Origin of the sequence: Pseudoduganella sp. R-32 (genome assembly GCF_049913245.1) — a bacterium.
Taxonomy (GTDB): domain Bacteria; phylum Pseudomonadota; class Gammaproteobacteria; order Burkholderiales; family Burkholderiaceae_D; genus Rugamonas.
This window is the reverse complement of record NZ_CP183987.1, coordinates 2,487,180-2,511,001: the sequence shown is the minus strand read 5'-3', so window position 1 is coordinate 2,511,001 and position 23,822 is coordinate 2,487,180. Positions and strand designations below refer to the sequence as shown.

Below are 23,822 nucleotides of genomic sequence, written 5' to 3'. Positions count from 1 at the left end.
ACATTCAGGAGCAAAATCATGAGCAAGATCGCATTCGTTACCGGTGGTTCCCGCGGCATCGGCGCCGCCATCGTGCGCCGCCTGGCCAAGGATGGCGCCACGGTCGCCTTCACCTACCAGAGCTCCGGCGCAGCAGCCGACGCCCTGGCCAGCGAAATCACCGCTGCCGGCGGCAAGGTCCTCGCGCTGAAAGTCGACGCCACCGATGCCGTTGCAACCCGCGCCGCCATCGACGATATCGCCAAGCGCTTCGGCCGCCTCGACATCCTCGTCAACAACGCTGGCGTGCTGCACCTGGGCGACGTGTCCGAACTGACGCTGGAAGACTTCGACCACACCATCGCCGTCAACGTGCGCGGCGTGTTTGCGGCCACCCAGGCAGCTGTGGCGCATATGAAAGCCGGCGGCCGCGTGATCAATATCGGCAGCACCAATGCCGAGCGCATGCCCTTCCCTGGCGGTTCGATTTATGCGATGAGCAAATCGGCGTTGACCGGCCTGGTGCAAGGCCTGGCGCGTGACCTGGGCCCGCGCGGCATCACCATCAATAATGTGCAGCCAGGCCCGGTGGACACCGACATGAACCCGGCGCACAGCGATTTTGCCAAGGCGCTGCACGACCTGATGCCGATCAAGCGCCACGCGCGCGGCGAGGAGATCGCCGCCATGGTGGCCTACCTGGCCAGCGACGATGCCGGTTACGTGACCGGTGCCGGCCTCAATATCGACGGCGGATTCGCCGCCTGACCTTCGGGGTACAGCCGTGCCAGCACGTGCGCCGTGATGCCGGTGATCACGGCGCTGGCCGGCGCCAGGTCGCGCTCTTCCTGCTCGCGCAGGGTCTTCCAGAGGGCGGCAACCTCTGTTTCATGCAACGCCACGGCCTGCTCCACTTCCTCCTGCCAGAAGGGCGGCGCTTCGCTCTCGACGAAGTTGCCGCGCCCGCGGCCGAAATGCGCGACGGCGAGGTAGCGCAGCACGCTGGATACCAGCAGCGTGCGCAGGAAATCGTCGGACAGCGACATGGTCGGCACTTCACGCTCCATCCCGACATTGAAGCCCCAGGCCGCCCCCGCAAAGGTCAGTGCGCCGATCACGCCGCCCAGCAATGCACCCGTGCCCAGCGTCAGGCCGCCGGCAGCCAGGTCGGCCGACAAGCCGGTTGCCGCTCCCGAGACGATGGCCCCCAGCAGCGCCGCCTGTCCCTTGTCGACCGGCGCCAGCACCACGAAGTTGTTGCTGACGCGGGCATTGATCTTGGGCGCCTCGCTCGGGTCCAGCTTGTGCAGCGCCAGCAGGTTGACGGTCGCCTGGCCGATCGAGAGGTTGAGCCGCGCCACCAGCGTATTCATGGCCCGGTCCTGCCGCTTACGGTCCTCGCCCTTGCCGATGCCGATGATCTTCAAGGCCGATGCGATGACGCCGCGCTCCACCGTCTCCACGATCTGCCTGTCGTGCGCAGCATCGGCCAGCTGGTGCGCCATCACCGCCATGGATTGCTTGAAGCGGCGCGCATTGGTGTCTTCCCATACGGAGAACAGGCGCTCGTAGGCCGGCTGCTTTTCCGGCCCGACCAGCGCCCCCAGCGCATCGTAAAACACGCGCTCGTGCACCCAGCAACGGGCAAAGGCGTCCAGCGGCAGCACTTCGCGCACCTGGCCGAACTGCAGCATGAAGTCTTTCCAGCGCAGCAGTTCGGCCTGCTCTTCCGGCAGCGGCCGTGGCGGCCCCATCTGGTTCAGCAGCACCAGCACCGGCTTGCCCAGCCAGTCGAGGATGCGCATTTCGGCCGGGATGTAGCCGGCATCGCCCGGGTTCTCGGTGGAATTGACCAGGTACAGTACAACGTCCGCTTCGTCGCGCGCGGTGCGCACGGCTTGCTGGCTAAGCCAGAAAGGACGGTCGCGGTAGCGATCCACCACCTCGCGCAGGAACCAGCCGATCGGATTGCCGGTCAGCGCCAGGCGCTTCATCAGGCGCATGGAGTCGCCAAAGCCAGGCGTATCCCACAGCACCAGGCGGTCGCCTTGCTGCGTCGTCATCAGCGCATGCGATTCGGCGAAAGCCGTGACATGGGCGGCATCGCGCACCTGGCCGACGTCGGTGCCCAGGAGGGTGCGGGCCAGCGTGGTCTTGCCGTTGTTGGTGTGGGAGACCAGCGCAAGCTGGATGGTGACAGGCGCGCCGCTCATGCCGGATTCTCGCTTGCCGCCATGGGCGCCAGCAAATCGACCACCATGGGCTCGGCGCCGTGCTGTATGCAGAACTCGCGCCATAACTCGATACGCTCGCTCAAGCGGGCGGCATCCATGCGTGCTGCCAGCGCCGACTGGTCAAGCAAGGCAGTGAGCTTGCTCCCGCGCCCCAGCGCCGCCAGGAAAACGCCGTGATTTTCCTGTTCCGGCGTGGCGGCGATGCCAAACAATACTGCATTGGTCACGCCTTCTCCGGCCTCCAGCGCCGGCGCTTCGCTGCCGTATGCGGCCGGCGGCAGCAGCCGTAGGCGAGCCTGCTCGCCAAGCATCGCTTGCGCCAGGATATCCAGTCCCTTGCTGCGCGCTTCGTCCACCGTCAGGCTGTAGGGCAGCACGCGCAACAGGCCCGGTTCGCCGCCGGCAGCCGCCGATAGCTGGCGGTAGTAAGCATGGTCCAGGTCGAGCGGAAAATGCCGGCGCAGCCACAAGGCGCGCAGCGCGGCAATGGCGCCCAGCGCAAGTCGCGGCAGCACCACATACAGCAGCAGGCTTGCAGCATACAGGTGCACCCAGCGCGCGCCGTTGCCCAGGCGCGATCCTTCCCAGTTCTGCAAGCCCATCACCTCGTCCATCGTGAAGCCTTCCAGGCCAAAGATGAATTCCACCGGCGCGAACAGCACCGACAGCAGATGGTGTACCTGCCACGGGCTGAGGAAGGTGCTCTCCCAGCCCGCCGCGTAGCTCTCGACGATACCGCGTGCGTACAGCGACAACAAGGCGCCGGCGGCAAAGGCGGCGGCCGACCAGTGCAGGATGCGTGCGATGCGGGCCAGGTTCAGGCGGGCGCCCACGCGCGCCCAGTCCACCATGAATTGCAGCACGCCGCTCGCCAGCGCCTGCGGCAGCCGGCGCGGTATATGGCCGCCGCCCAGCGCCATGCGGTTGGCCAGGCCCCGCCGCAGGCCGGCCCGGCGTGCAGGCAGCAGCGCCCACAAGACGAGCAACAGGTAGGCCAGCATATTCCAGGCGATGATTCCCAGCAGCGGCATTGACAGCAAGTCGACGCGGTGCGGGTCGCCGAAGCGCTCTGCCATGCCGCCAGCCAGCAGCGCCGCCAGCGGCAGCATCCAGCTTGCTCCCCACAGGCCGCTATGGCCTTGCGTGACGGAGGCGAACAGCTTGTGGCGTGCCGCCAGGCGCTTGAGCAATTGCTCGGCGCGGTGGTAAAGGAAGTCCGGCAGCGTGGACGCCGATCGCTGCTCGGCCGCCTGCCAGTGCGCCAGCTCGCGCGCTGTGCGGCTGGCGAATTTTCTGTCGTCGTCAGTCAGCACTTCTTTGTGCTGGTCGGCCTCCTCGATGGCCTTGACCAGCATGATGGCTCGGGCGGTCTTTTCGTTCATTCAGCCCTCCAGGCAGGCGCCGGATTTTCCGCCCTGCAGCGAGATCGGCTGGCCGGGCCGTTCGACCTGGTAATACAGTCCGATGATGCGCCAGCCATCATCGGCGCGGTATAACTGGATGCTGTTGACGCCCGTGAAACTGGCTTGATGCGCATTGCGCTCGTTGCGCGATTCGACCACGCTGTAGACAGTGGCAAAGCGGTCGTACTGGCGCACTTCGCGCGCCACTTCACATTCGTAGAAGCCCTTTTCAGCGGCACGTCCAATGCCTGCGGCGAAATCGCTGCCGCGCGCCACGGACAGCGCGGCGACGCCGTCGCGGTAACGGGCGCCGTAGACCATGGCGTCAGGGTGGAGGATGGCGCGCAGGGCCGCCTCATCGCCGGCCTGGCCGGCAGCGTGGCTAAGGGAACGCCACAGGGTGGCGACTGCCTGTTCCGGCGTGGCCGGGGCGGCCAGCATTGCCGCAGCAAGAATGATTGCATTCATGCACCGAGTGTACCACCAGACTCTCCAGTGAAAAATCCGAATATCGCCTGGCGACGTTTCCACTGCAAGGACGGCCACAGGGTCAGCGCGCACGCACACTGGAAACGTTCCCATTATTGTTGCAAACACGGCACGGAAAGGCTGTTGACTTCAAAATTTGAGGAGTGCTATATTGCGCCAACCAGAGTGGAAACGTTTCCAGTTTGATGACGAAAATCCCACACTTCCAGCCGATCCCCGGCGTATTTTATTGACAATCGATTTTGCTGCCCCTAGTATTTTTAAGCATGTTATGGAAACGTTTCCATGCTGGTTGGGAGGCGGCCAGACTATAAGAACCAAGGAGACCAAATGCACTATCCAAAGGCGAAGCAGACATTGATGAGCCTTGCAGTAGCCACCGCCTGCGCGGCGCTCATCGCACCAGCCCAGGCGCAGGAATCGGACCAGGCAGGGGTGGCGCCCGCCCCTGCCAGTACAGGCGACGTGACCACGGTGGTTGTGACCGGGCTGCGCGCCAGCCTGGGTTCCTCGATGAACCTGAAGCGCAATGCCGACGGTATCGTGGACGGCATCGTGGCAGCCGATATCGGCAAATTCCCCGACACTAACCTCGCTGAATCGCTGCAGCGCATCAGCGGCGTGTCGATCGACCGCTCCATCGGCGAAGGCTCCAAGATCACCGTGCGCGGCGTGGGTCCCGACTTCAACCTGGTGCTGCTGAATGGCCGCCAGATGCCGACCTCCAACCTGGGCGACCTGAATGGCCGCGCCTTCGACTTTGCCAACCTGGCTTCGGAAGCGATCTCGCAGATCCAGGTCTACAAGACCGGCCGCGCCGAAACGCCGACCGGCGGCATCGGCGCCACCGTCAATGTGCTGACCGCGCGTCCGCTCGACCGCCCGGGCATGGTGGCCAGCGTCGGCGTCAAGGCGGTACATGACACCTCGCACAACAAGCTGCCAGGCGACGTCAAGCAAGGCAGCGCCACCACGCCGGAGGTGTCGGGCATCTACAGCAATACCTTCGACGACAACCGCTTCGGCGTGGCCCTCAGCGCCAGCTACCAGGAGCGCAACCTGGGCTTCAACCAGGCAGCCGTTTCGAACGGCTGGCGCGGCCCTTACCAGGGCAATGCGGGGCCGGTCCCGCAAGCCGGCGCCACCAACCATCCGAAAGACAGCGACATTTACTCGCTGCCGCAAAACCTGAACTACAACATGAACGGCGTGCAGCGCCAGCGCACCAACGGCCAGTTGACCTTGCAGTGGGCGCCGCTCAAGCAGCTCACCACCACGCTGGACTACACCTACTCCGAGAACAAGATCCAGACCCGCCGCCAGGACTTGTCCGCCTGGTTCAACTTCGGCCCGTCCACTTCGACCTGGAGCAACGGACCGGTCGCCGCGCCGCTGGTCTACACCGAACTGCTGCCGGCGGCCAACAGCGATATCGCCATGGGCGGCGCCGACTTTGCCACCAAGACCCAGAACAAATCGCTCGGCTTCAACGCCGCCTGGAAGACCGATGGCCTGAAGCTGGAGCTGGACATGCACAAGTCCAGCGCCGTATCCAAGGCCGACAGTCCTTTCGGCTCCAGCAACGTGATCGGCACCGCAAGCTTCAGCCGCGGCGACACTACCGTCGACTTCCGCGACGACTTCCCGGTGTTGAGCATCCAGGGCGCGGATTTCGCCAGGGCTCCGCAACAGGTGACGGGCTCCGTATTCCAGAATGGCTACATGAAAGGCGAGATCGAACAGGCCCAATTCAAGGGCAGCATGAAGCTGCTGGAAGCGTCGAACCTGAACTTCGGCGTTGGTGCGATCGAAGTGAAGAACCGCTCCGCCATGTCGACCCAGCAGCGCGATTCCTGGGGCGGCGCGTCGACGGCATCGGACTACCCGGCCAGCCTGTTCCACCAGGAGTCGCTGCGGCAGTACTACGACAAGATCAACGGCAGCGGCAACCCTGCCCTGTTCAACCAGTTCTACACTTTCAATTTTGCCGAAGTGCGCGCCCTGACCGCCAAGGTCACCGGCCTGCCGGACATGTACATGCCGAAGAGTACCTTCGACTCCGACCAGCGCACCCAGGAGAAATCGAAAAGCGCCTATATCCAGTTCGGCACCGACTGGGATACCGCGATCCCGATGCATACCAATATCGGCGTGCGCTATGAAAAGACCGACGTCATCTCGACCGCGCTGGTACCCGCAGCGACCGGCATCAGCTGGGTGTCGGCCAATGAGTTCCCTCTCAGTTTCGGCGCGCCGACTTTCACTACGCTGGACGGCAAATACAGCCATTGGCTGCCCGCCGTGGACTGGGATGCCGATATCCGTCCCGACATGAAGCTGCGTGCCAGCTACGGCGAAACCATCGGCCGCCCGCGCTACGACCAGATCCAGGGCGGCACCACGCTGGACCGCCTGGCGCGCGATTTCGGCGGCACCGGCAGCCAGGGCAACCCGCAACTGAAGCCGGTGAAGTCGAAGAACCTGGACCTGTCGTGGGAGTGGTATTACGGCCAGCAAAGCTTCGCCTCGATCGGCCTGTTCCACAAAGACCTGAGCAACTATGCCGGCCAATCGAAGATCACGGCTACCCCGTTCAACCTGCATACCCCGGTTGGCGGCGCGCTGTGGAACGAAGCTGTCCAGCAGGGTAATTGCGGCACCGACCGTGTCTGCATCCGCAACTACATCTTCCGCAACCATCCCACCGCTCCCGGCGTGACGCGCGGTCCGGACGACGCCAGCGGCAATGCTACCGGCACCATCGTCGGCCAGCCAAACGATCCGGTGATGTCGTTCGAGATCAACTCTTTCGCCAACCAGAAGAACGAGAAGCTGAAAGGCGCAGAAATCAATGTGCAGCATATGTTCGGCAATTCGGGCTTCGGCCTCTCGGCCAACTACACCTGGGTCGATTCGGGCTTGAAGTACGACAACTTCAAGATTGGCGAGCAATTTGCGCTGGTCGGCCTGAGCAACTCCGCCAACCTGGTCGGTATCTATGAAGACAAGAACTGGTCGATTCGCGCGGCCTACAACTGGCGCGACAAGTTCCTGTCCTCGACCTTCGACGGCGCAGGCCCCAATCCGAACTACACGGAAGCGTACGGCCAGCTCGACCTGAGCGTCGGCTACGCCTTCAACGAGAAGCTCAGCGTGCAGTTCGAGGCGATCAACCTGACCAATGAAATCCAGCGTGTCCACGGCCGCGCTGAAACGATGGCGCTATTCGTGACCCAATCCGGGCCGCGCTACATGCTGGGCGCCCGCTACAAGTTCTGATGACAAGCGGCGGCGTGCCCGGGGAGGCATCACCACCCGGCCCGCCGTCCAACCGAGGATCTCCATGGCCAGAGCTGTCCTGCTGAATAATATCGACCACAAAGACTTGCGTGTGCAGACCGGGCGCGGCGCCCATTTCGGCGACAACGTCATGTCCGCCCTCTCCTTCCCGGCCGAATTCCGCGACGTGCAGGCCAGCTACCCGATCGTGTTCCGCCGGGCTGCCGGCGGCGGCTTCGAGGCCCATGCGCTGTTCGGCTTCCAGGAGGGCGAAAACCTGTTCCTCGGCTTGCACGGCTGGGAGGCGCCTTACGTGCCGCTGGCAATCGAGCGCCAGCCTTTCCTGATCGGGGTGAGCGGCGATGAATTGACCGTGCACATCGACCTCGAAAACCCGCGCGTCGGCACTTCCAGCGGCGAGCGCATATTCCTGCCGCATGGCGGCACCTCCGAGTACCTGGAACGCATCAACGCTACCCTGCTTGCCATCCACCAGGGACTGCAGCAGGCACGAGGCTTTCTGGCGGCGCTCCTGGAGCACCAATTGCTCGAGCCCTTTGTATTCGATATCGAACTCGATGATGGCGCACAGTGCCGGCTGGCCGGCTTCCACACCATCAACGAAGAGCGCCTCGCTACGCTGCCGGGCAACGTGCTGGAACGCCTGAACCGCGCCGGCTACCTGCAGCCGGTCTACATGGTGATCGCGTCCATGTCCAACTTCCGCACCCTGATCGAACGCAAGAACCGCGCCCATGCTGCCCAGTGCTGAGCCAATCCGGGAACTGCACGGCGTAACCCCGTCCGACCTGGGCGATGAAGTGCTGGCGTCCACGCGGCCGCTGGTACTGCGCGGCCTGGTGGCGCGCTGGCCGGCGGTGCAGGCTGGCCGCAAAGGCGCCGACGGCATCGCACGCGCAGCCAGCGCCGACGCTTACCTGCGCCGCTTCTGCCGCGACGCCAGCGTGGTTGCCATGCTCGGCGCACCCGCCATCGGCGGACGCATTTTCTATAACGAAGACCTGAGCGGCTTCAATTTCACCTCGGTGCACACCCGCCTCGACCACGTGTTGAACGAACTGGCGGCACACCGCGGCAACCCGCGTCCACCCGCCATCTACGTCGGCTCCACCACGGCAGAAACGGCCCTGCCGGGCTACCTCGAAGAAAACCCGCTCAACCTGCATCCGCGCGACGCGCTCGCGAGCATCTGGATCGGCAACCAGACCCGCGTTCCGGCCCATTATGACCTGCCCGACAACCTGGCCTGCGTCACTGCAGGCCGGCGCAGGTTCACGCTGTTCCCGCCGGCGCAGCTGGAAAACCTGTATATCGGCCCGCTGGACTTCACCCCGGCCGGCCAGCCAATCAGCCTGGTCGACCTGGGCCAGCCGGACCTCGAGCGCTTTCCTCGCTTCAGGGAAGCGATGCGCCATGCACAAGCCGCCGAACTTGAGCCCGGCGACGCCATCTTCATTCCCAGCATGTGGTGGCACCATGTGGAAGCGCTGGAGTGCTTCAATGTCCTGGTCAATTACTGGTGGCGCCAGTCGCCTGCATACATGGACACGCCTGCCAATGCGCTGTTGCTCTCGCTGCTATCGATCCGCGACTTGCCGCCCGAGCAGCGCCACGCCTGGGAGGAAATTTTCCGCCATTACGTATTCCAGGCCGATGAGAAAACCGCAGCCCACATCCCCGCTGGCGCAAGGCGTGCTCTTGGCCCGATCGACGACGACACAGCACGCATGCTGCGCGCCCAGCTTCTCAGGAAAATCAACCGATAACGGAGACCGAAGTGAGAGACGAACAGTTCCTGCGCCGCCCAGTGCGGCGCGTTGTCATTGCAGGCGGCGGCACTGCAGGCTGGATGGTTGCAGCGGCGATTTCCCGCAACCTTGGCAAGGTCCTCGACATCAAGCTGGTGGAGTCCGACGAAATCGGCACCGTCGGCGTTGGCGAGGCGACCATCCCCAGCCTGTTGAATTTCCATCGTCTGCTGGAGATCAATGAACAGGAATTCATGGCCGCCACCAGGGCCACCTTCAAACTTGGAATCAGCTTCGAGAGCTGGCGCAACGTACATGAAGACTACATTCATTCCTTCGGCGTGACCGGCACCGATCATTGGACCGCCGGCTTCAATCATTTCTGGCGCAAGGGGCGCGAACGAAAACTGGCCGGCGACTATGGCGACTACTGCCTGGAGCTGAAAGCGGCACAGCTGAACCGCTTTGGCCACCTGCCGCGCGAAGGCATCAACTACGCGTACCATCTTGATGCCGGCGCCTACGCACGCTTCCTGCGCAAATATTCGGAAGGCTACGGCGCCCAACGGATCGAGGGAAAAATTGCCAGGGTCCATACCGACGGCGCGAGCGGCCATATCACGGCGCTGCAACTCGATTCCGGCGCCATGCTGGAAGGCGACCTGTTCATCGATTGCACCGGCTTCAGGGCGTTGCTGATCGGCGAAACCCTGGGCGCGGCATTGGAAGACTGGTCGCAATGGCTGCACAACGACAGCGCAATCGCAGTACAAACGTCTTCGACGGGGGCGGCCGTGCCCTATACGCGGGCCATCGCCCACGAATGGGGCTGGCAATGGCGCATCCCGCTGCAGCATCGCGTCGGCAATGGCATTGTGTACTCCAGCAAATTTGTCGACGACGATACCGCACGCGCCAAGCTCATGTCGAACATCGTCGGCGAACAACTGGTGCAGCCACGCCTGATCCGCTTCAAGCCTGGCCAGCGCCGCAAGGTGTGGAGCAAGAACTGCATCGCTATCGGCCTTGCCAGCGGCTTCCTCGAGCCGATTGAATCGACCAGCATCCACCTGATCCAGCGCAGCGTCGTCCGCCTGCTGCAGATGTTCCCTTCCGCGGGCATTTTCCAGTCCGAGGTCGACGAATACAACAAACAAGCCTGGGACGAGATCGCACATATCCGCGACTTCATCATCCTGCACCACAAGGCAACGAACCGCCGCGATGCACCTTTCTGGCGTCATTGCGCCGAGATGGAGGTGCCCCCATCCCTGCAGCAGCGTATTGACATGTTCCGCGACACGGGCCGCGTGTTCCGCCTGTCGAACGAACTGTTCGCCGAAAACTCATGGGTCCAGGTGATGCTGGGCCAGGGCATCATGCCGCTCCAGCACCACCCTTCCGCGGACCTGATGGGAGATGCGGAGCTGTCCTATTTCCTCGACAGCATCCGCAACAATGTGGCGCGTACCGTAGCGCAGCTGCCGCCGCACCAGCAGTACGTGGAAAACTACTGCGCAGCGTACATGGAAGAATACCTGGCGCCGAAGTAAAGAATGAAGGTGTAGCAGGCGGCCGGCAGCATGAAGGACGCCTGCACACCGATCGAATCGGCCAGCGCGCCTTGCGCAAACGGCACCAGCGCACCGCCGACAATGGCCATGCACAGGATTCCCGACCCCTGCCCCGTGTACTTGCCGAGCCCATGCAGCGCCATGCTGAAGATGGTCGGGAACATGATCGAGTTGCACAATCCAACCGCGAGGATCGCCCACATCGCCGCGCTGCCTTTGCCGAACACCCCCGCCAGCACCAGCGCAATCGCCAGCAAGGAATTGAAGGCCAGCGTCTTGCCCGGGCTGACAACCCGCATCACAGCGAAGCCGATAAACCTGCCCACCATGGCGCCGCCCCAGTAAATGCTGACGTAGCGCGACGCCTCGGCATGCGACAAGCCGGCAATATGCGGCTCCCCGAGGAAATTGATCAGGAAGCTGCCGATGCTGACTTCCGCGCCCACGTACAGGAAGATGCCGATGGCGCCGAGCACCAGATGGCGATGCGCCCACGCGGAACCTTGCCCGTCCCCCGGCTGCGCCAGATCATCGCTGGCGGCGACCCGAGGCAGCCTGGCGGCATGGAACAGGACGGCCAGCAGCACCAGCGCAGCAGCCAGGCCAAGGTAAGGACCGCGCACCGTCGCCGCATCCGCTGCCGCGCCGGCGGCCGCGCCAACGGCCGACAGGATCAGCAAGCCTCCGACTGCCGGGCCGATCGTGGTGCCGAGCGAATTGAAGGCCTGAGTCATTGTCAACCGGCTCGACGCCGTGCGCGCCGCGCCCAGTACCGTCACGTAGGGGTTGGCGGCCACCTGCAGGACGGTGATGCCCGATGCCAGCACAAAGAAAGCAAACAGGAACAGGCCATATCCGCCGAACGATGCGGGATAGAACAGCGCGCAGCCGCAGGCGGCGATCAGCAGGCCGACCACCGCGCCTTTCTGGTAGCCGATGCGGCGAATCAGCGCGCCGGCGGGCATCGATACGATGAAATAGGCGCCAAAGAAGCAGAACTGCACCAGCATTGCCTGGACATAGGTCAGCGTATAGATCGACTTCAGGTGCGGGATCAGGACGTCGTTCAGGGAAGTGATCAGGCCCCACATGTAGAACAGGATGGTGACGATCACCAGGGCACCGGTGTTGCCGCCGTCCTGCCGGGCGCCGGCCGCCTCCTGCTGCGTGGCGGGGGATGAGTTGGGAGCGATGCTTGCCATTCAGTTCTCCTGTCCCAGTTCTTCGCAAGGTATCGCGTCGGCAGCTGTAGCTGCGCCGCCAGCGATTTCGATATTGGCAATGGCCACGGCGAACGGCGCCCCGGCGCTGATGGCGAACGGTGCATCCATGCGCTCCAGCTGCAGGCCCCGGGCCGTGAAGCAGGCCAGAGGCAGCTTGACTGACTGCTTGCCCTTGCCCGCAATGCGGGTGAACAGCCGGGTCGCATCCAATGCGGTGTCCTGCATCGCCAGCATGACTTTTCCCTGCGGCGCGGCAGCGACGATCGCATCAAATTGCAGTGCGCCATCACGCATGGCGGCGGCAGGCAATACGATAGGCTTTGCGCCGCGCGCAACGAGGGCGGCGCCGGTCGGGGCGCCGGCCGACCATGTCACCAGCTTGGCGTCCTGCTGCGTGTTCACCTGCGCTGTCTGCACCGTGATGCCGGGCAGGCGGAACGTCGCGTTCAGGTCCGCGCCCAGCGCGATTTGCTCGCCGCCGCTGCGGATCACGAGAGGGAAGCTGGCGCGGTCGGCCTGGCCGTGCACTGGCACGCTATTGCTCGATCCACAGCCGCCAGGAGCATAGGAAGCATCCAGCTTGCCCAGCTTGGAACGCTGCGCCTTGCGCAAGCCGTAGTTCAATGCGAACAGCGACGCATAGCCGGCCTGGCCAAAGTTCAACGGCGTCTGGCATGCCGCTCCGGGCCAGGAAAAGGATAGCCTGCCACGGAAGTCATAGCTGCGCGGGCCAGCCACCAGCAAATCGGACACGCCCTTGCCTTCGGTACCCGGCAGCCATGCCGCGATAAAGGTATCGGAAAGGTTGAGCAGGTCGTTCACGAACAGCGGGCGGCCGGCAACAAATACGGTAATCACCGGCTTGCCCCTGCCCGCCACCGCTTCCAGGACCGCAAGGTCTTCCGGATACCGGCTGCTGTGGCGCAACGTGCCCGACGGTCCGATGTCGCCATCGCCTTCCGCGTACGGGCGCTCACCGACGACCGCGATCACTGCATCGAAGCGCGACAGGTCGACGCCTTGCGCATCCACGCTGAAATCCACGTTGCCCTCTCCCGCCGCTGCGCGGATGCCGGCCAGGATGCTATCGGCATTCGGGAAATCGGCATTGGTATTATCGGTCCCCTGCCAGGTCAACGACCAGCCGCCGGCCTGGTTCGCGATATTGTCGGCGCTCTTTCCGACCACCAGGATCTTCTTGCCGCGCGCCAGCGGCAGCGCCGGTCCTTCGTTCTTCAGCAGCACCAGCGTCTCCCGCACGGCGCGGCGTGCCAGCTCCCGGTCCTGCAGGGCAGCGTCCAGGCCGGCATGGGCGTTCTGCGAAGGACTCTTTCCGAACAGGCCCGCACGCAGCTTGACGCGCAGGATGCGTGTCACGGCATCGTCAATGCGGGACATCTGTATCTCTCCCGCCTTCACCTGTGCGATGGTGTTGGCAATGAAGGCTTTCCAGTCGTCCGGCACCATGATCATGTCGATGCCGGCATTGATCGCCTGCGGACAGCTATCGTTACGGCAGCCTGGCACTTCGGCGATGCCGTTCCAGTCGCTTACAACGAATCCGTCAAAGCCCATCCTGGTCTTCAGCACATCGGTCAGCATCTCGCGGCTGCCGTGCATTTTCACCCCGTTCCAGCTATTGAACGAGGCCATGACTGTCTGCGCCCCTTCCGCCAGTGCCGGCCCATAGCCTGCACCGTGGATATTGACCATGTCCGCCGGCGATACCTTGGTATTGCCGCGATCCTTGCCCTGGTCGGTGCCGCCGTCGCCGACAAAATGCTTGGCGCTGGCCAGCACGTTGGCATCGGACCTGAATCGCCCCTGCAGGCCTTTCACGTATTGCCCGGCATATTGCGCCACCAGCCTGCCATCTTCCGAAAAGCTTTCATAGGTACGCCCCCAGCGGTCGTCGCGCACTACCGCGACAGTCGGGCCGAAGACCCAGGCGATGCCGGTTGCGCGCACGGCCTTGCCCGTAGCCGCGCCGATCTCGTAGGCGAGCCCGGGATCATGCGCCGCACCGAGGCCGATATTGTGCGGATACAAGGTAGCGCCGAACACATTGCTATTGCCGTGCATTGCATCGATGCCCCACACTACCGGCACCTTGACTGCCATGTCGGTGGCCATCGATGCGTCATGGTATTTCTGCGCCAGGTCCAGCCACTCAGCCGCCTTGGCACGCTTGTTCCCATTGGGCCAGCTACCGCCGCCATTGAGCACCGAGCCGAGGTAGTAGCGCCGCACGTCATCCGGCGTGGTGGCCTTGATTTCGGACTGTGTCATTTGCCCGATCTTTTGCTCCAGCGTCATCTTGCCGACAATATCGGCGACGCGCTTCTCAAGCGCCGGGTCGCGCTTGATTGCGCTGCTTGCGTGCGGCCAGTCGGCCAGCGGCGCAGCCGCTGCCGGTAGCGCCATTGCAAGCGCCGCGACCAGCATTGAAACCTGCTTCATCCTGCCTCCTTTTATGGCTGTTGCAGGAAGGCGCGATACCACTTGCCGCTTTCCTTCAGCTTTCGTTCTTGTGTTGTGTAATCGATGTGGACCAGGCCGAAACGGCGCAGGTAGCCTTCAGCCCACTCAAAATTGTCAACCAGGCTCCAGGCAAAATAGCCCTTCACCGGCACTCCGGCCGCTATCGCATCCTTCATGGCGCCCAGGTGGCGCGCCAGGTAACGGCGGCGGCCAAAGTCGGCCACGCTGCCATCGGCCAGCACTTCGTCGTCATAACAGGAGCCATTCTCGGTGATGTACAACTCCTTCGGCGCGTAATCGGCATGGATGCGGCCAAGCAGCTCGCTCATACCTTCCGGCGCCACTTCCCAGCCCATCGCAGTGGTCTCCGCACCGGCTGGAGGCGGCAGCACGCGCGCATCCAGCGGCTCGTGGCCGGGCGCGTCGGCAACCGTTTCCGGAAAATAGTAGTTCACGCCCATGAAGTCGGTCGCCACCGCGATCGCCTCCATATCGCCCTCGTGCACCATCGGTGCCGCCACCCCAAACCGCTCCAGCGCTGCCGCCGGGTAGCCGCGGCCATGCAGTGGGTCGAGGAACCAGCGGTAACGCAGGCCATCGTGGCGTTCGCATGCCGCGCGATCTTCTTCGCTGGAGCTGGCGGCGCGCAGCGGATGCAGGCTGAGGGAGATGCCTACGCGTGCCCCAGGCACGTTTTCGCGGATCAAGGGTACCGCCTTGCCATGCGAAAGCAGCACGTGGTGGCAAACCTGCAGCGCGGTGCCGAAATCAGTCACCCCTGGCGCATGCAGGCCTTCGAAATTGCCCAGGATGGCGGTGCACCAGGGCTCGTTGTGCGTAATCCAGTGCTGCACGCGGTCGCCCAGGCGGCGCGTTACAGCGTCCACGAACTCGAGGTAGCGCCGCACCGTGTCGCGTTCGGCCCAGCCCCCACGGTCCTGCAAGTACTGCGGCAAGTCCCAGTGGTAGAGGGTGGCCCAGGGCTGGAGGCCGCGTTCCAGCATGCCGTCCACCAGGCGCGAATAGAAGTCCAGTCCCTTCCGGTTGGGTTCCTCGCCCAAACCGGAGACGATGCGCGGCCAGGCAATCGAAAAGCGGTAGGCGTTCAAGCCCATGTCGCGGGCGATGTCCAGATCCTCCGGCCAGCGGTGATAGTGATCGCAGGCCACCAGGCCGCTGGAGCCGTCGCGCACCTTGCCGGGCGTGGCGGCAAAGCGGTCCCAGATTGATTCGGCCCGACCATCTTCCCTGCCGGCCCCCTCGATCTGGTATGACGAGGTGGCGCAGCCCCAAAGAAAATCGCGGGCGAAGTCGCTGCGCGCCGGGGCGCCTGGTTCAATCTGGTCTGGAGTAGTCATGTTCAATAGTGTACAGGAATTGGAAAGGTTTCCATATCTAGTCGAAAAAAAAGGGCGCACGCGCCCTTCTACTGGTTCAGTTCATGCAGCGGCCTGGCGCTTGGCGCTTGCCGCCTTGGCCAGGGACGCACGCAGCGTTACCGTCACGGGGAAGCTGCGCGTAACCGTGCGCCGCAAGTCGTAACAGCGGTTGAGCAAGGCGCTCAGGCCATTCATGGTCATTTCGCGCCATGGCATGTGGACGGTAGTCAGGCGTGGCGCAGAAAACTCCGCGCTTGGCGTATCGTCGTAAGCAATGACGGACAGGTCGACCGGAACGCGGATGCCCGCCTCCTGGAAATAGGACAGCGCTCCGACCGCCATTTCATCGTTGGCGCAGAACAGGGCTGTGCAGCGGTGCCCCGACTCCACCAGCTCCTTGGCCGCCGCCCAGCCGCCAGCCGGCGAAAAGTCGCTCTCGGCGACCCACATGCGGCTGGTGTCGATGCCGCCGTCCTGCAGTTCCTCCATGAAGCCATCGATCCGCTCCACGTTGTCGGCCAGGCGCGACGGTCCGGCCACCACGGCGATATCGCGGTGCTTGTGGTCCAGAAGCGCGCGTGCCGCGAGCCGGCCGCCAAGTTTGTGGTCCACGGTGAAGCACTGGTCGGGAATGCTGGCCAGGCTGTGGTTCAGCACCACGATCCGGCCCTGCTGCGTACCCAGCGCCTCGATATCTTCGTCCTGCAAGGCGCTGGTCATCACGATCAGGCCATCGCAGCCACGCTCCATCAGGAACTGGATGCCGTCCTTGGCCTGTTTGCGTTCGTCGCCCAGGCCGACGCCGAAAGCCACCACCATGTGCAGGCCGGCCGCCCGCAGTTCGGTATCGATGATCTGCAGGATCGGCGTGTAGAAGGTGCCGCTCAGGACCGGGATATACACACCGATCATCTGGCTGGTGCCGGTCAGCAGCGTGCGCGCCGCATGCGACGGCCGGAATCCCAGTTCGTCAATCGCCTTCTTCACCTTTTCAAGCGTGGCTGGGGACACCGAACCTTTGCCGCTGACTACACGGGAGGCGGTGCCCAGTCCTACACCCGCAAGGCGGGCTACGTCTTTGATAGTGGCCACTGGAATCCTTTTCTTCTTATAACGTCATCGCGAGCATACTTGAAGCGCCCGCCAAATCAAAGCGACTGCCGCTATCCGGATCGAACAGCGAAGCGCGTTGTGCATCAATCTCGAATGCGACCATGTCATCCGGCGCAATCGGGCGGCTGCCCTGCAAGATGCAGGAGAGCAGCTTGCCGCCGCAATCGAGCCATACTACGCGATGGCTTCCCATCGGCTCGACCAGCGTGACGCGCCCCTGCATCGGGCCGGCCAGCACCAGGGAAATATGTTCCGGACGGACGCCCAATACAGCCTTGCGCCCATCGCCAGTCCCGGCATGCTCGTCCATCGCCAAGCGCAGGCTGCCGCCCGCAAACGTGCCGGAGGCATCGACTTCGCCTTCAATGAAGTTCATGGCGGGCGCACCGAGGAAGCCGGCGACGAAGAGGTTTGCCGGCCGCTCGTACACATGGCCCGGCGTGCCGACCTGCTGGATCTGCCCCGCCCGCATGACGGCAATGCGGCTGGCCAGCGTCATGGCTTCCACCTGGTCGTGCGTCACGTAGATCATGGTGGCGCCCAGTTGCTGGTGCAGCAGCTTCAGCTCGCGCCGCAAATCGGTACGCAGCTTCGCATCGAGGTTGGAGAGCGGCTCGTCGAACAGGTAAACGCTGGCCTCGCGCACCAGCGCGCGGCCAATCGCCACTCGTTGCCGCTGCCCTCCCGAAAGTGCCGCCGGTTTACGGCCAAGCAGGTCGCCCAGGTGCAGCATGGCTGCCGCGCGGTCAACGCGGCGCCTGATTTCCTCCTTCGCCACACCCGCAATGCGCAGGCCGAACGACATGTTCTTTTCGACCGTCATGGTCGGATACAGGGCGTAGGACTGGAATACCATGCCGATCCCGCGATCGCTCGGATCCGTGCGCGACATGTCCTTGCCGCCGATCTCGATCGTGCCACCGCTGGCTTCCGTCAGCCCCGCAATGCTGTGCAACAAGGTCGACTTGCCGCAACCGGAGGGCCCGAGCAGGACCAGGAATTCGCCCTCCTCCACCTCCAGATCCAGGCCCCGGATAATGGCGTTGCCGCCAAGGCTAATGTCCAGCTTTTTAAGACTTACGTTCGACATCCGTTCAACCTTTCACAGCGCCGGCAGCGATGCCGCGCACGAACCAGCGGCCCGACAGGAAATAAATCGTCAAGGGCACCAGTGCCGTCAGGATCGTGGCCGCCATATTGACGTTGTAAAGACGCGTGCCTGTCGTCGTATTGATCACATTGTTCAACTGCACCGTCATTGGCAAGTTGTCGCGCCCGGCAAAAACCAGGCCCAGGATATAGTCGTTCCATACGCCGGTAAGCTGCATGATCGCCGCCACTACCAGCATAGGTACCGACAAGGGCAGCATCACGTGCCAGAAGATGCGCCAGAAACCGCCGCCATCGATACGCGCGGCATGGAACAGCTCCTGCGGCAGCGCCGCGTAGTAATTGCGGAACAGCAGCGTCAGCACCGGCATGCCGAACACCAGGTGCACGATCACAATGGCCGGCAACGAACCAAAGACACCCAGGCCGGCCATCATGCGCACCAGCGGATAGATCATCACTTGTACCGGTACAAAGGCTCCCAGCAACAGGATGCCGAACAACAGATTCGCGCCGCGCGGCCGCCAGAAAGACAAGGCATAACCATTCAGCGCTCCCAGCGCAATCGGCAGCATCGTGCTTGGCACGGCGATACGCACCGAATTCCAGAACCCGCCCTGCACACCCTCGCAAGCCGCGCCGGTGCATGCCTCGCTCCAGGCAGCCCGCCAGGCGTCCAGTGTGGGCGCCAGCGGCAAGGCGAAAATATTCCCCAGCCGGATCTCGTCCATCGATTTCAGCGAAGTCGCCAGCATCACGTACAGCGGCAGCAGGAAGAACAGCGCCGCGCTGGCCAGGAAGGCGTAAAGCCCGATACGCGCCGCCTTCATGCCCTACCTCTCCTGCTGCGGGCATAAGCCCATGGCGCCAGCAGGGCCAGCACCGTCAGGAGCAACACCACCGCGCCGGCCGAGGCCAGGCCGATATTCGCGCGCAGGAACAGGTGATCCATGATGAATTTCGCCGGCACTTCGCTGGCCGTACCCGGGCCGCCCTGGGTCATCGACACGACGGCGTCGTATAACTTCACCACCATGGTCGCCAGCAGGATGAAAACGGTCGCCAGGGTTGGCGCCAGCATCGGCAGAATAATGGAAACATAGACGCGCCAGGCCGGAATGCCGTCCAGTCGCGCAGCCTTCCATATTTCCGGATCAACGCTGCGCAGGCCGGCCAGCATCAGCGCCATGACGAAACCTGATGCCTGCCACACCGACGCCAGCACCACCGTATAGAGCACCATGTCCTGGTCCACCAGCCAGTCAATCTCAACGCCCGGCATGCCGCCGGGCGTCAGGATCCACTGCCACACCAGCCCCGTCGCGACAAATGACATCGCATACGGGTACAGGAACAGGGTGCGCAGTGCACCCTCGCCGGCAACCTGCCGATCGATCGCGGCAGCCAGCAGAAAGCCGATCACCATGCAGGCCAGCACGAACAGCACGCCAAACAACGCCAGGTTGTGCAGCGACAGCAGCCAGCGCTCATTGTCGAACAGGCGCTCATACTGCGCCATGCCAACCAGCTTGCTGGTCGCGATGCTGCGCGAACTGGTGAGGGATACGTAGAACGTCCAGGCGAAGGAGCCGAGGTAGCCCACGCATACCGTCAGCAACATCGGCAACAGCGCCGCATAAGACATGGCTCGACGCACCGCTCAGTTCCTCAGCGCCGCAGCAAGCGCCTTCTGCGCCTTGTCAACCGTCATCGATGTGTTCCAGTACGCGGTCAGCGCGTCCTGGACTGCACCGTTCTGGTCGGGAGTCAGGTAGATTTCGGGCGCCCCGACCTGTCGATTGCGGTCGCGCATGATGGCGGCGCCCGCGCGGGCGCAGGCGTCGAGCTGGCTGGTATCGGCATCCACACGCGGAGGCACCGAGCCTTTGAGTTTGTTGAAGCTCACCTGTGTCGCAGGCGCCAGCAGCACTTTGGTCATCAGCTTCTGTGCCTGCTGCACTACCGCCTGCTCCGAACGAGGAAAGACGAAAGCGTCGCCCTGGATCAGGTACGGCGAATTCGCGCCAAGGCCCGCGATGCAGCCGTAATCGACGCCGGGCGCCATTTTTGCATTGCTGAATTCGCCCTTGGCCCAATCCCCCATGATCTGCATGCCCGCCTTGCCGCTAACCAGCATTGCGGTCGCGTCATTCCAGTTGCGGCCCGGTGACGCGGGATCGACATAGGATTGCAGGCGCTTGAAGGCCAGCAGCACTTTGCGCACCGGTTCGGAATTGATCGCACGCTGGTCGCGATCGCGCATCACTTGCAGGTAGAGCTGGCGCCCTCCCATGTTTGCCAGCAGCGATGCGAACAGAATGTGCTCCTGCCACGCCTGCCCGCCATGCGCCAGCGGCACCAGGCCCGCGGCCTTGAGTCTATCCAGCGCGGCAAAAAGTTCGTCGACGGTTGCAGGTTCTTTTGCGATGCCGGCCTTTTTGAAGGCGGCCCTGGAATACCAGATCCAGGTCTGCATGTGGATGTTCATCGGCATCGCGTAGTAATGGCCATCGATGCGGATGGTGTTGACGATCGGTTCCGGCAGCGTGGATTCCCAGCGCTCCTGGCGTGCGACATCATCCAGTTGCACCAGCATGTCCTGGTCCACTATATCGAGGAACTGCTTGGAAATATTGAACTGCGCTGCAGCAGGCGCCTTGCCGCCAACCATGCGATTGAGGGTCACCGCGCGAGCCTGCTCGCCACCGGCAATCGCCGTATCGATCCATGTGCCGCCGGCGGCACGATAGGCACTTGCGAGCTGCTTGACGGCAGCGGATTCACCGCCTGACGTCCACCAATGGATCACTTCTGCGCTTGGCCCGGCAGCCTGCGCGGAGGTGGCGCCGAACGCCATTGCACAAGCAAATAACTGCTTAAACATCCCGTCTCCTCTGTGTGCCGCTTATTTTTGGAAACGTTACCAATTTCCCAGGCGAGTGTCAATAGAATAACAGGAAAGTCCTTCTTGGCGAAAACGCAACGTGTATCGGAAAACGATTGAAATCGAATAAATCCCTGGGATATCCTGATTTCGCTGCCGGAGCATTCCGGTCGCGCGATCGGGAGAGTTTGTCCCACCCATGGACAACGCCGAAGGAGCAAGCCGCCCCCGGAATCTCTCAGGCCAAAGGACCGGTCGCGTGTTTTCACAACTCTGAAGAGCCGCCGGCAAGGGTAAGCGCCGGCGCACCGAAGGAGCAAGCAGGCCGCCAACGCCTGTGAAACTCTCAGGTCCAGCACAGAGGGGGCAATCACCTCGCACCTCAAGAACATCTGATCAACCTTCAGAGGAGTAGTCACATGCATACGCATCGACTCTGGCTGCGCATTGCCTGCGCAGCGATGTTGGCCGCCCCGTTCCTGGCAAAAGCAGACAACGGCGCGGCATTGCAGGCCGCCAAACGCGGACTCGTACAATTCGCCGAGCACCAGCAGGCGATTCGCCCCGGCAGCGCACCGGTCGACTTCCCGCTCGATATCACGGACGTGGGCGACTTGAAGCAAGCCACGGTCGGCCACGGTTTCGAGGTCTACACCGTCGACCCGAAAGACCTGCTGGCGCGCGGCGACCTGGCATCCCTAGCCAAGCCTACCGGCGAATGGCGCTTCGTCATTTCCCTGCACGGGAAGCCCATCGGACTGGCGACTGTCCAGCGTGTGAACGGCCGTTATGAAACCGTCGCCTATGGCGCCTCCATCCTCGCAAAAGACGTGGATGCTGCGATGGCGGTTCACGGCAACAGCGCGCGTTCCAACCTGCGCTTCATCCGCATCTACCAGGCCCGCGCCGACCTGCTGGAAGTGGACCACGCCAAGTTCGCGCCGCTGCACTCGGCTCGCGAATCGCTGCTGCTTCAGAAGAACGGCAACCAGCTGGTCGACGGCACGGAATTGCTGGAGCCATTGCGCGCCGCCGTCAAAGCCAACATTGAAGCATTTCGCTAAGGAGGACCGACTATGAAAATCGCAAAAATCGTGGCCGGTGCAGCGCTGGTGCTTGCCCTGCCCTCAGCCTTCGCGCAATGGCGTACCTTGAACGTCCCGCTGGTGACGCAGGAACACAGCCAGTGGTGCTGGGCAGGCTCCAGCAAAGCGGTCCTGAACTACTACAGCCGCACACCCAGCCAATGCCAGATCGTGAACTGGGCTTACGGCATCAACTACGCCTGCGGCAACAGCACCTTCAACTGGAACAGCTACGCCAACCGGCCGAACAATATGTACGGCACGTCCGGCAGCGTGCAGAACATCCTGTACAACTGGGGCGTGCCAAACACGGCGATCAACAACTACCTGTCGTGGAATTCGGTGGTGAATGAGATCAATGGCAACCGCCCCTTCGTGATCCGCTACGGCTGGACCAATGGCGGGGGGCATATCATGGTGGGACGCGGTTACGAAACCTACAACGGAACCAACTACATCTACATCATGAACCCGTGGCCAGGCGAAGGACAGACCTACCGCACCTTTGCATCGGCAGTCAGCGCCTATGACCACAATTGGACGCACACGCAACGCATGAACGTCAGCCCTTAAACTAAAAAGCCCGCCAGCAAACGCCTGGCGGGCTTTTCATGTCAGTTGCTGCCGCCCAGTTGTTCCAGCTTGGCGGCCCACTTCTTCGACTCGTCGACGTTACGGGCTGTGCCGACGCCATTCTCGAGCAGGTAGACCAGCTTGCGGATAGCAGTAATTTCCCCCTGCTCCGCTGCCTGGCGATAATAGGTTGCGGCCTGGATGTAGTCCTTTTTCACGCCTTGCCCCATCCAGTACATGCCAGCCAGCCTGACTTGCGCTTGCGCGCTTCCCAGCTTTGCCGCCTGCTGGTAGACCACCGCGGCTTGCGCCAGGTCGACCGGGCCGCCCTTGCCCAGGTCGAGCATGACGGCGAGGTTGGTGGCGGCATCCTTGTTGTCCTGTGCAGCAGCTTTGCTGAACCATGCGCGGGCCTGCGCCAGGTCCTGCGCAACGCCGTCGCCATTGGAATACAGCAGCCCCGCGTAGAACTGCGCCATCGCATGTCCCTGCGCGGCAGCTTTCAGGTACCACTCCAGCGCCTGGGCAGGGTCCTTTGGCACCGTATTACCGGTGTGATAGGCCACTGCAAGGTCGTACTGGGCGTTGGCATCTCCGGTCACGGCGCGCTTGCGGATTGGCGCAAGAGGACCGGCCGCCTGGCGCTCCATTGCTGCGATCAGGTCCAGCGCCTCCTGTGCACTCTTGCTGCCGGCGGCGGCTGCCTTCTGGTACCACTGCTTTGCCTGCGCCTGGTCGGCTGGGACTCCCCGGCCTTCGAAATACATGCCTGCCACCTGCTCGATCGCTGCAACATCATTCTGTTCGATCGCCTTGCGCAGCAAGGCCAGTGCACCGGCGCCGTCCTGCTTGATGCTGCGGCCAGCGGCCATCAGGCCAGCCAGTTGGCGCATCGCAGGTACGCTGCCCTGGTCGACAGCGCGCGAGTACCACTTCACAGCCTCGACATCGTTCTGGTCGGTACCCTGTCCGCGCTCGTACATCATGCCCAAGTTGAACTGTACGTTCGGGTCATTGCTGCGTGTGGCTTGCTCAAAAAACCCTCGGAAAGCGCGCGCGTAATTGCCTTTTGCGTACTCTTCATTAGGGGTGCGGGAAAATGCCTGCGCATGTGCAAAATGCACGGGGAAGTGCAGACAAGCCAGGAGTGCTACGTACCGGAACTTCAACGCCATATTATGTTTCTGCTAGGTGGAAAATGAAAATTATATGAATTTTCCATTAAGCAACATAATATAAATGAAAAC

General features: G+C 63.1%; 19 protein-coding genes and 1 riboswitch. Of the genes, 7 read left to right on the top strand and 12 right to left on the bottom strand.

The window, feature by feature from the left end; genetic code table 11:
* Positions 1-18: 18 nt before the first annotated feature.
* The gene (locus tag ACN9MU_RS11465; protein ID WP_426344602.1) at positions 19-747 is read left to right on the top strand and encodes an SDR family oxidoreductase; all 729 of its coding nucleotides are present in this window, start codon (positions 19-21) and stop codon (positions 745-747) included.
* Here the strand turns inward: ACN9MU_RS11465 and ACN9MU_RS11460 are convergent.
* Genes ACN9MU_RS11460 through ACN9MU_RS11450 form a run of 3 tightly spaced genes read right to left on the bottom strand, consistent with a single transcriptional unit; the run spans position 699 to position 4,084 of the window.
* The gene (locus ACN9MU_RS11460) at positions 699-2,192 is read right to left on the bottom strand and encodes a DUF3482 domain-containing protein (protein ID WP_426322450.1); all 1,494 of its coding nucleotides are present in this window, start codon (positions 2,190-2,192) and stop codon (positions 699-701) included. The two genes, ACN9MU_RS11465 and ACN9MU_RS11460, sit on opposite strands and share 49 nt — an antisense overlap.
* A complete protein-coding gene (locus tag ACN9MU_RS11455) occupies positions 2,189-3,595 on the bottom strand; it encodes a DUF2868 domain-containing protein (protein ID WP_426344601.1) in 1,407 nt (468 codons plus the stop codon). The genes ACN9MU_RS11460 and ACN9MU_RS11455 overlap by 4 nt, the downstream gene beginning before the upstream one ends.
* Positions 3,596-4,084 carry a hypothetical protein gene (locus tag ACN9MU_RS11450; RefSeq protein ID WP_426170701.1) on the bottom strand — a complete coding sequence of 163 codons (489 nt, stop codon included), beginning with the start codon at positions 4,082-4,084 and terminating at the stop codon, positions 3,596-3,598. It abuts the gene before it with no gap.
* A gap of 381 nt (positions 4,085-4,465) precedes the next feature.
* Between ACN9MU_RS11450 and ACN9MU_RS11445 the strand changes: the two genes are divergently transcribed.
* The 4 genes from ACN9MU_RS11445 to ACN9MU_RS11430 all read left to right on the top strand — a co-directional run bounded on the left by ACN9MU_RS11445 (position 4,466) and on the right by ACN9MU_RS11430 (position 10,706).
* Positions 4,466-7,384 carry a TonB-dependent receptor gene (locus ACN9MU_RS11445; RefSeq protein ID WP_426344600.1) on the top strand — a complete coding sequence of 973 codons (2,919 nt, stop codon included), beginning with the start codon at positions 4,466-4,468 and terminating at the stop codon, positions 7,382-7,384.
* Between the two features lie 64 nt (positions 7,385-7,448).
* Entirely contained in the window at positions 7,449-8,156 is a 708-nt protein-coding gene (locus ACN9MU_RS11440) for a SapC family protein (protein WP_426344599.1), read from the top strand.
* Positions 8,140-9,171 (top strand): cupin-like domain-containing protein, encoded by a 1,032-nt coding sequence (locus ACN9MU_RS11435; RefSeq protein ID WP_426322442.1) that lies wholly within the window; start codon positions 8,140-8,142, stop codon positions 9,169-9,171. The genes ACN9MU_RS11440 and ACN9MU_RS11435 overlap by 17 nt, the downstream gene beginning before the upstream one ends.
* An 11-nt stretch (positions 9,172-9,182) precedes the next feature.
* Positions 9,183-10,706 (top strand): tryptophan halogenase family protein, encoded by a 1,524-nt coding sequence (locus ACN9MU_RS11430; RefSeq protein WP_426344598.1) that lies wholly within the window; start codon positions 9,183-9,185, stop codon positions 10,704-10,706.
* Here ACN9MU_RS11430 and ACN9MU_RS11425 read toward each other — a convergent pair.
* From ACN9MU_RS11425 to ACN9MU_RS11390, 8 genes are all read right to left on the bottom strand, one after another.
* Positions 10,664-11,929 carry a sugar MFS transporter gene (locus ACN9MU_RS11425; protein WP_426344597.1) on the bottom strand — a complete coding sequence of 422 codons (1,266 nt, stop codon included), beginning with the start codon at positions 11,927-11,929 and terminating at the stop codon, positions 10,664-10,666. The genes ACN9MU_RS11430 and ACN9MU_RS11425 overlap by 43 nt on opposite strands.
* Positions 11,930-14,410 (bottom strand): glycoside hydrolase family 3 N-terminal domain-containing protein, encoded by a 2,481-nt coding sequence (locus tag ACN9MU_RS11420; protein ID WP_426337340.1) that lies wholly within the window; start codon positions 14,408-14,410, stop codon positions 11,930-11,932.
* An 11-nt stretch (positions 14,411-14,421) separates the two neighbouring features.
* Positions 14,422-15,789 (bottom strand): GH1 family beta-glucosidase, encoded by a 1,368-nt coding sequence (locus ACN9MU_RS11415; RefSeq protein WP_426322434.1) that lies wholly within the window; start codon positions 15,787-15,789, stop codon positions 14,422-14,424.
* An 81-nt stretch (positions 15,790-15,870) separates the two neighbouring features.
* Positions 15,871-16,902: a LacI family DNA-binding transcriptional regulator gene (locus tag ACN9MU_RS11410; RefSeq protein WP_426322432.1), complete on the bottom strand. Its 1,032-nt coding sequence runs from the start codon at positions 16,900-16,902 to the stop codon at positions 15,871-15,873.
* A 16-nt stretch (positions 16,903-16,918) separates the two neighbouring features.
* A complete protein-coding gene (locus tag ACN9MU_RS11405) occupies positions 16,919-18,013 on the bottom strand; it encodes an ABC transporter ATP-binding protein (protein WP_426322430.1) in 1,095 nt (364 codons plus the stop codon).
* 4 nt (positions 18,014-18,017) lie between these two features.
* Positions 18,018-18,863, bottom strand: coding sequence for a carbohydrate ABC transporter permease (locus ACN9MU_RS11400; RefSeq protein WP_426322428.1), 846 nt, complete (start codon positions 18,861-18,863; stop codon positions 18,018-18,020).
* A complete protein-coding gene (locus ACN9MU_RS11395; protein ID WP_426323727.1) occupies positions 18,860-19,678 on the bottom strand; it encodes a carbohydrate ABC transporter permease in 819 nt (272 codons plus the stop codon). Before ACN9MU_RS11395 ends, ACN9MU_RS11400 begins: the two co-directional genes overlap by 4 nt.
* 15 nt (positions 19,679-19,693) lie before the next feature.
* Entirely contained in the window at positions 19,694-20,917 is a 1,224-nt protein-coding gene (locus tag ACN9MU_RS11390) for an ABC transporter substrate-binding protein (protein WP_426322426.1), read from the bottom strand.
* Positions 20,918-21,086: 169 nt separating this feature from the next.
* Positions 21,087-21,181: riboswitch (glycine riboswitch) on the top strand.
* A gap of 155 nt (positions 21,182-21,336) precedes the next feature.
* On the opposite strand from ACN9MU_RS11390, the gene ACN9MU_RS11385 reads away from it, so the two are divergent.
* Entirely contained in the window at positions 21,337-21,981 is a 645-nt protein-coding gene (locus ACN9MU_RS11385) for a hypothetical protein (protein ID WP_426170680.1), read from the top strand.
* Between the two features lie 12 nt (positions 21,982-21,993).
* Positions 21,994-22,575 (top strand): C39 family peptidase, encoded by a 582-nt coding sequence (locus ACN9MU_RS11380; protein ID WP_426170679.1) that lies wholly within the window; start codon positions 21,994-21,996, stop codon positions 22,573-22,575.
* A 41-nt stretch (positions 22,576-22,616) separates the two neighbouring features.
* Here ACN9MU_RS11380 and ACN9MU_RS11375 read toward each other — a convergent pair whose 3' ends face one another.
* Complete coding sequence (locus tag ACN9MU_RS11375) at positions 22,617-23,750, bottom strand: tetratricopeptide repeat protein (RefSeq protein WP_426337339.1); 1,134 nt, start codon at positions 23,748-23,750, stop codon at positions 22,617-22,619.
* Between the last annotated feature and the right edge of the window lie 72 nt (positions 23,751-23,822).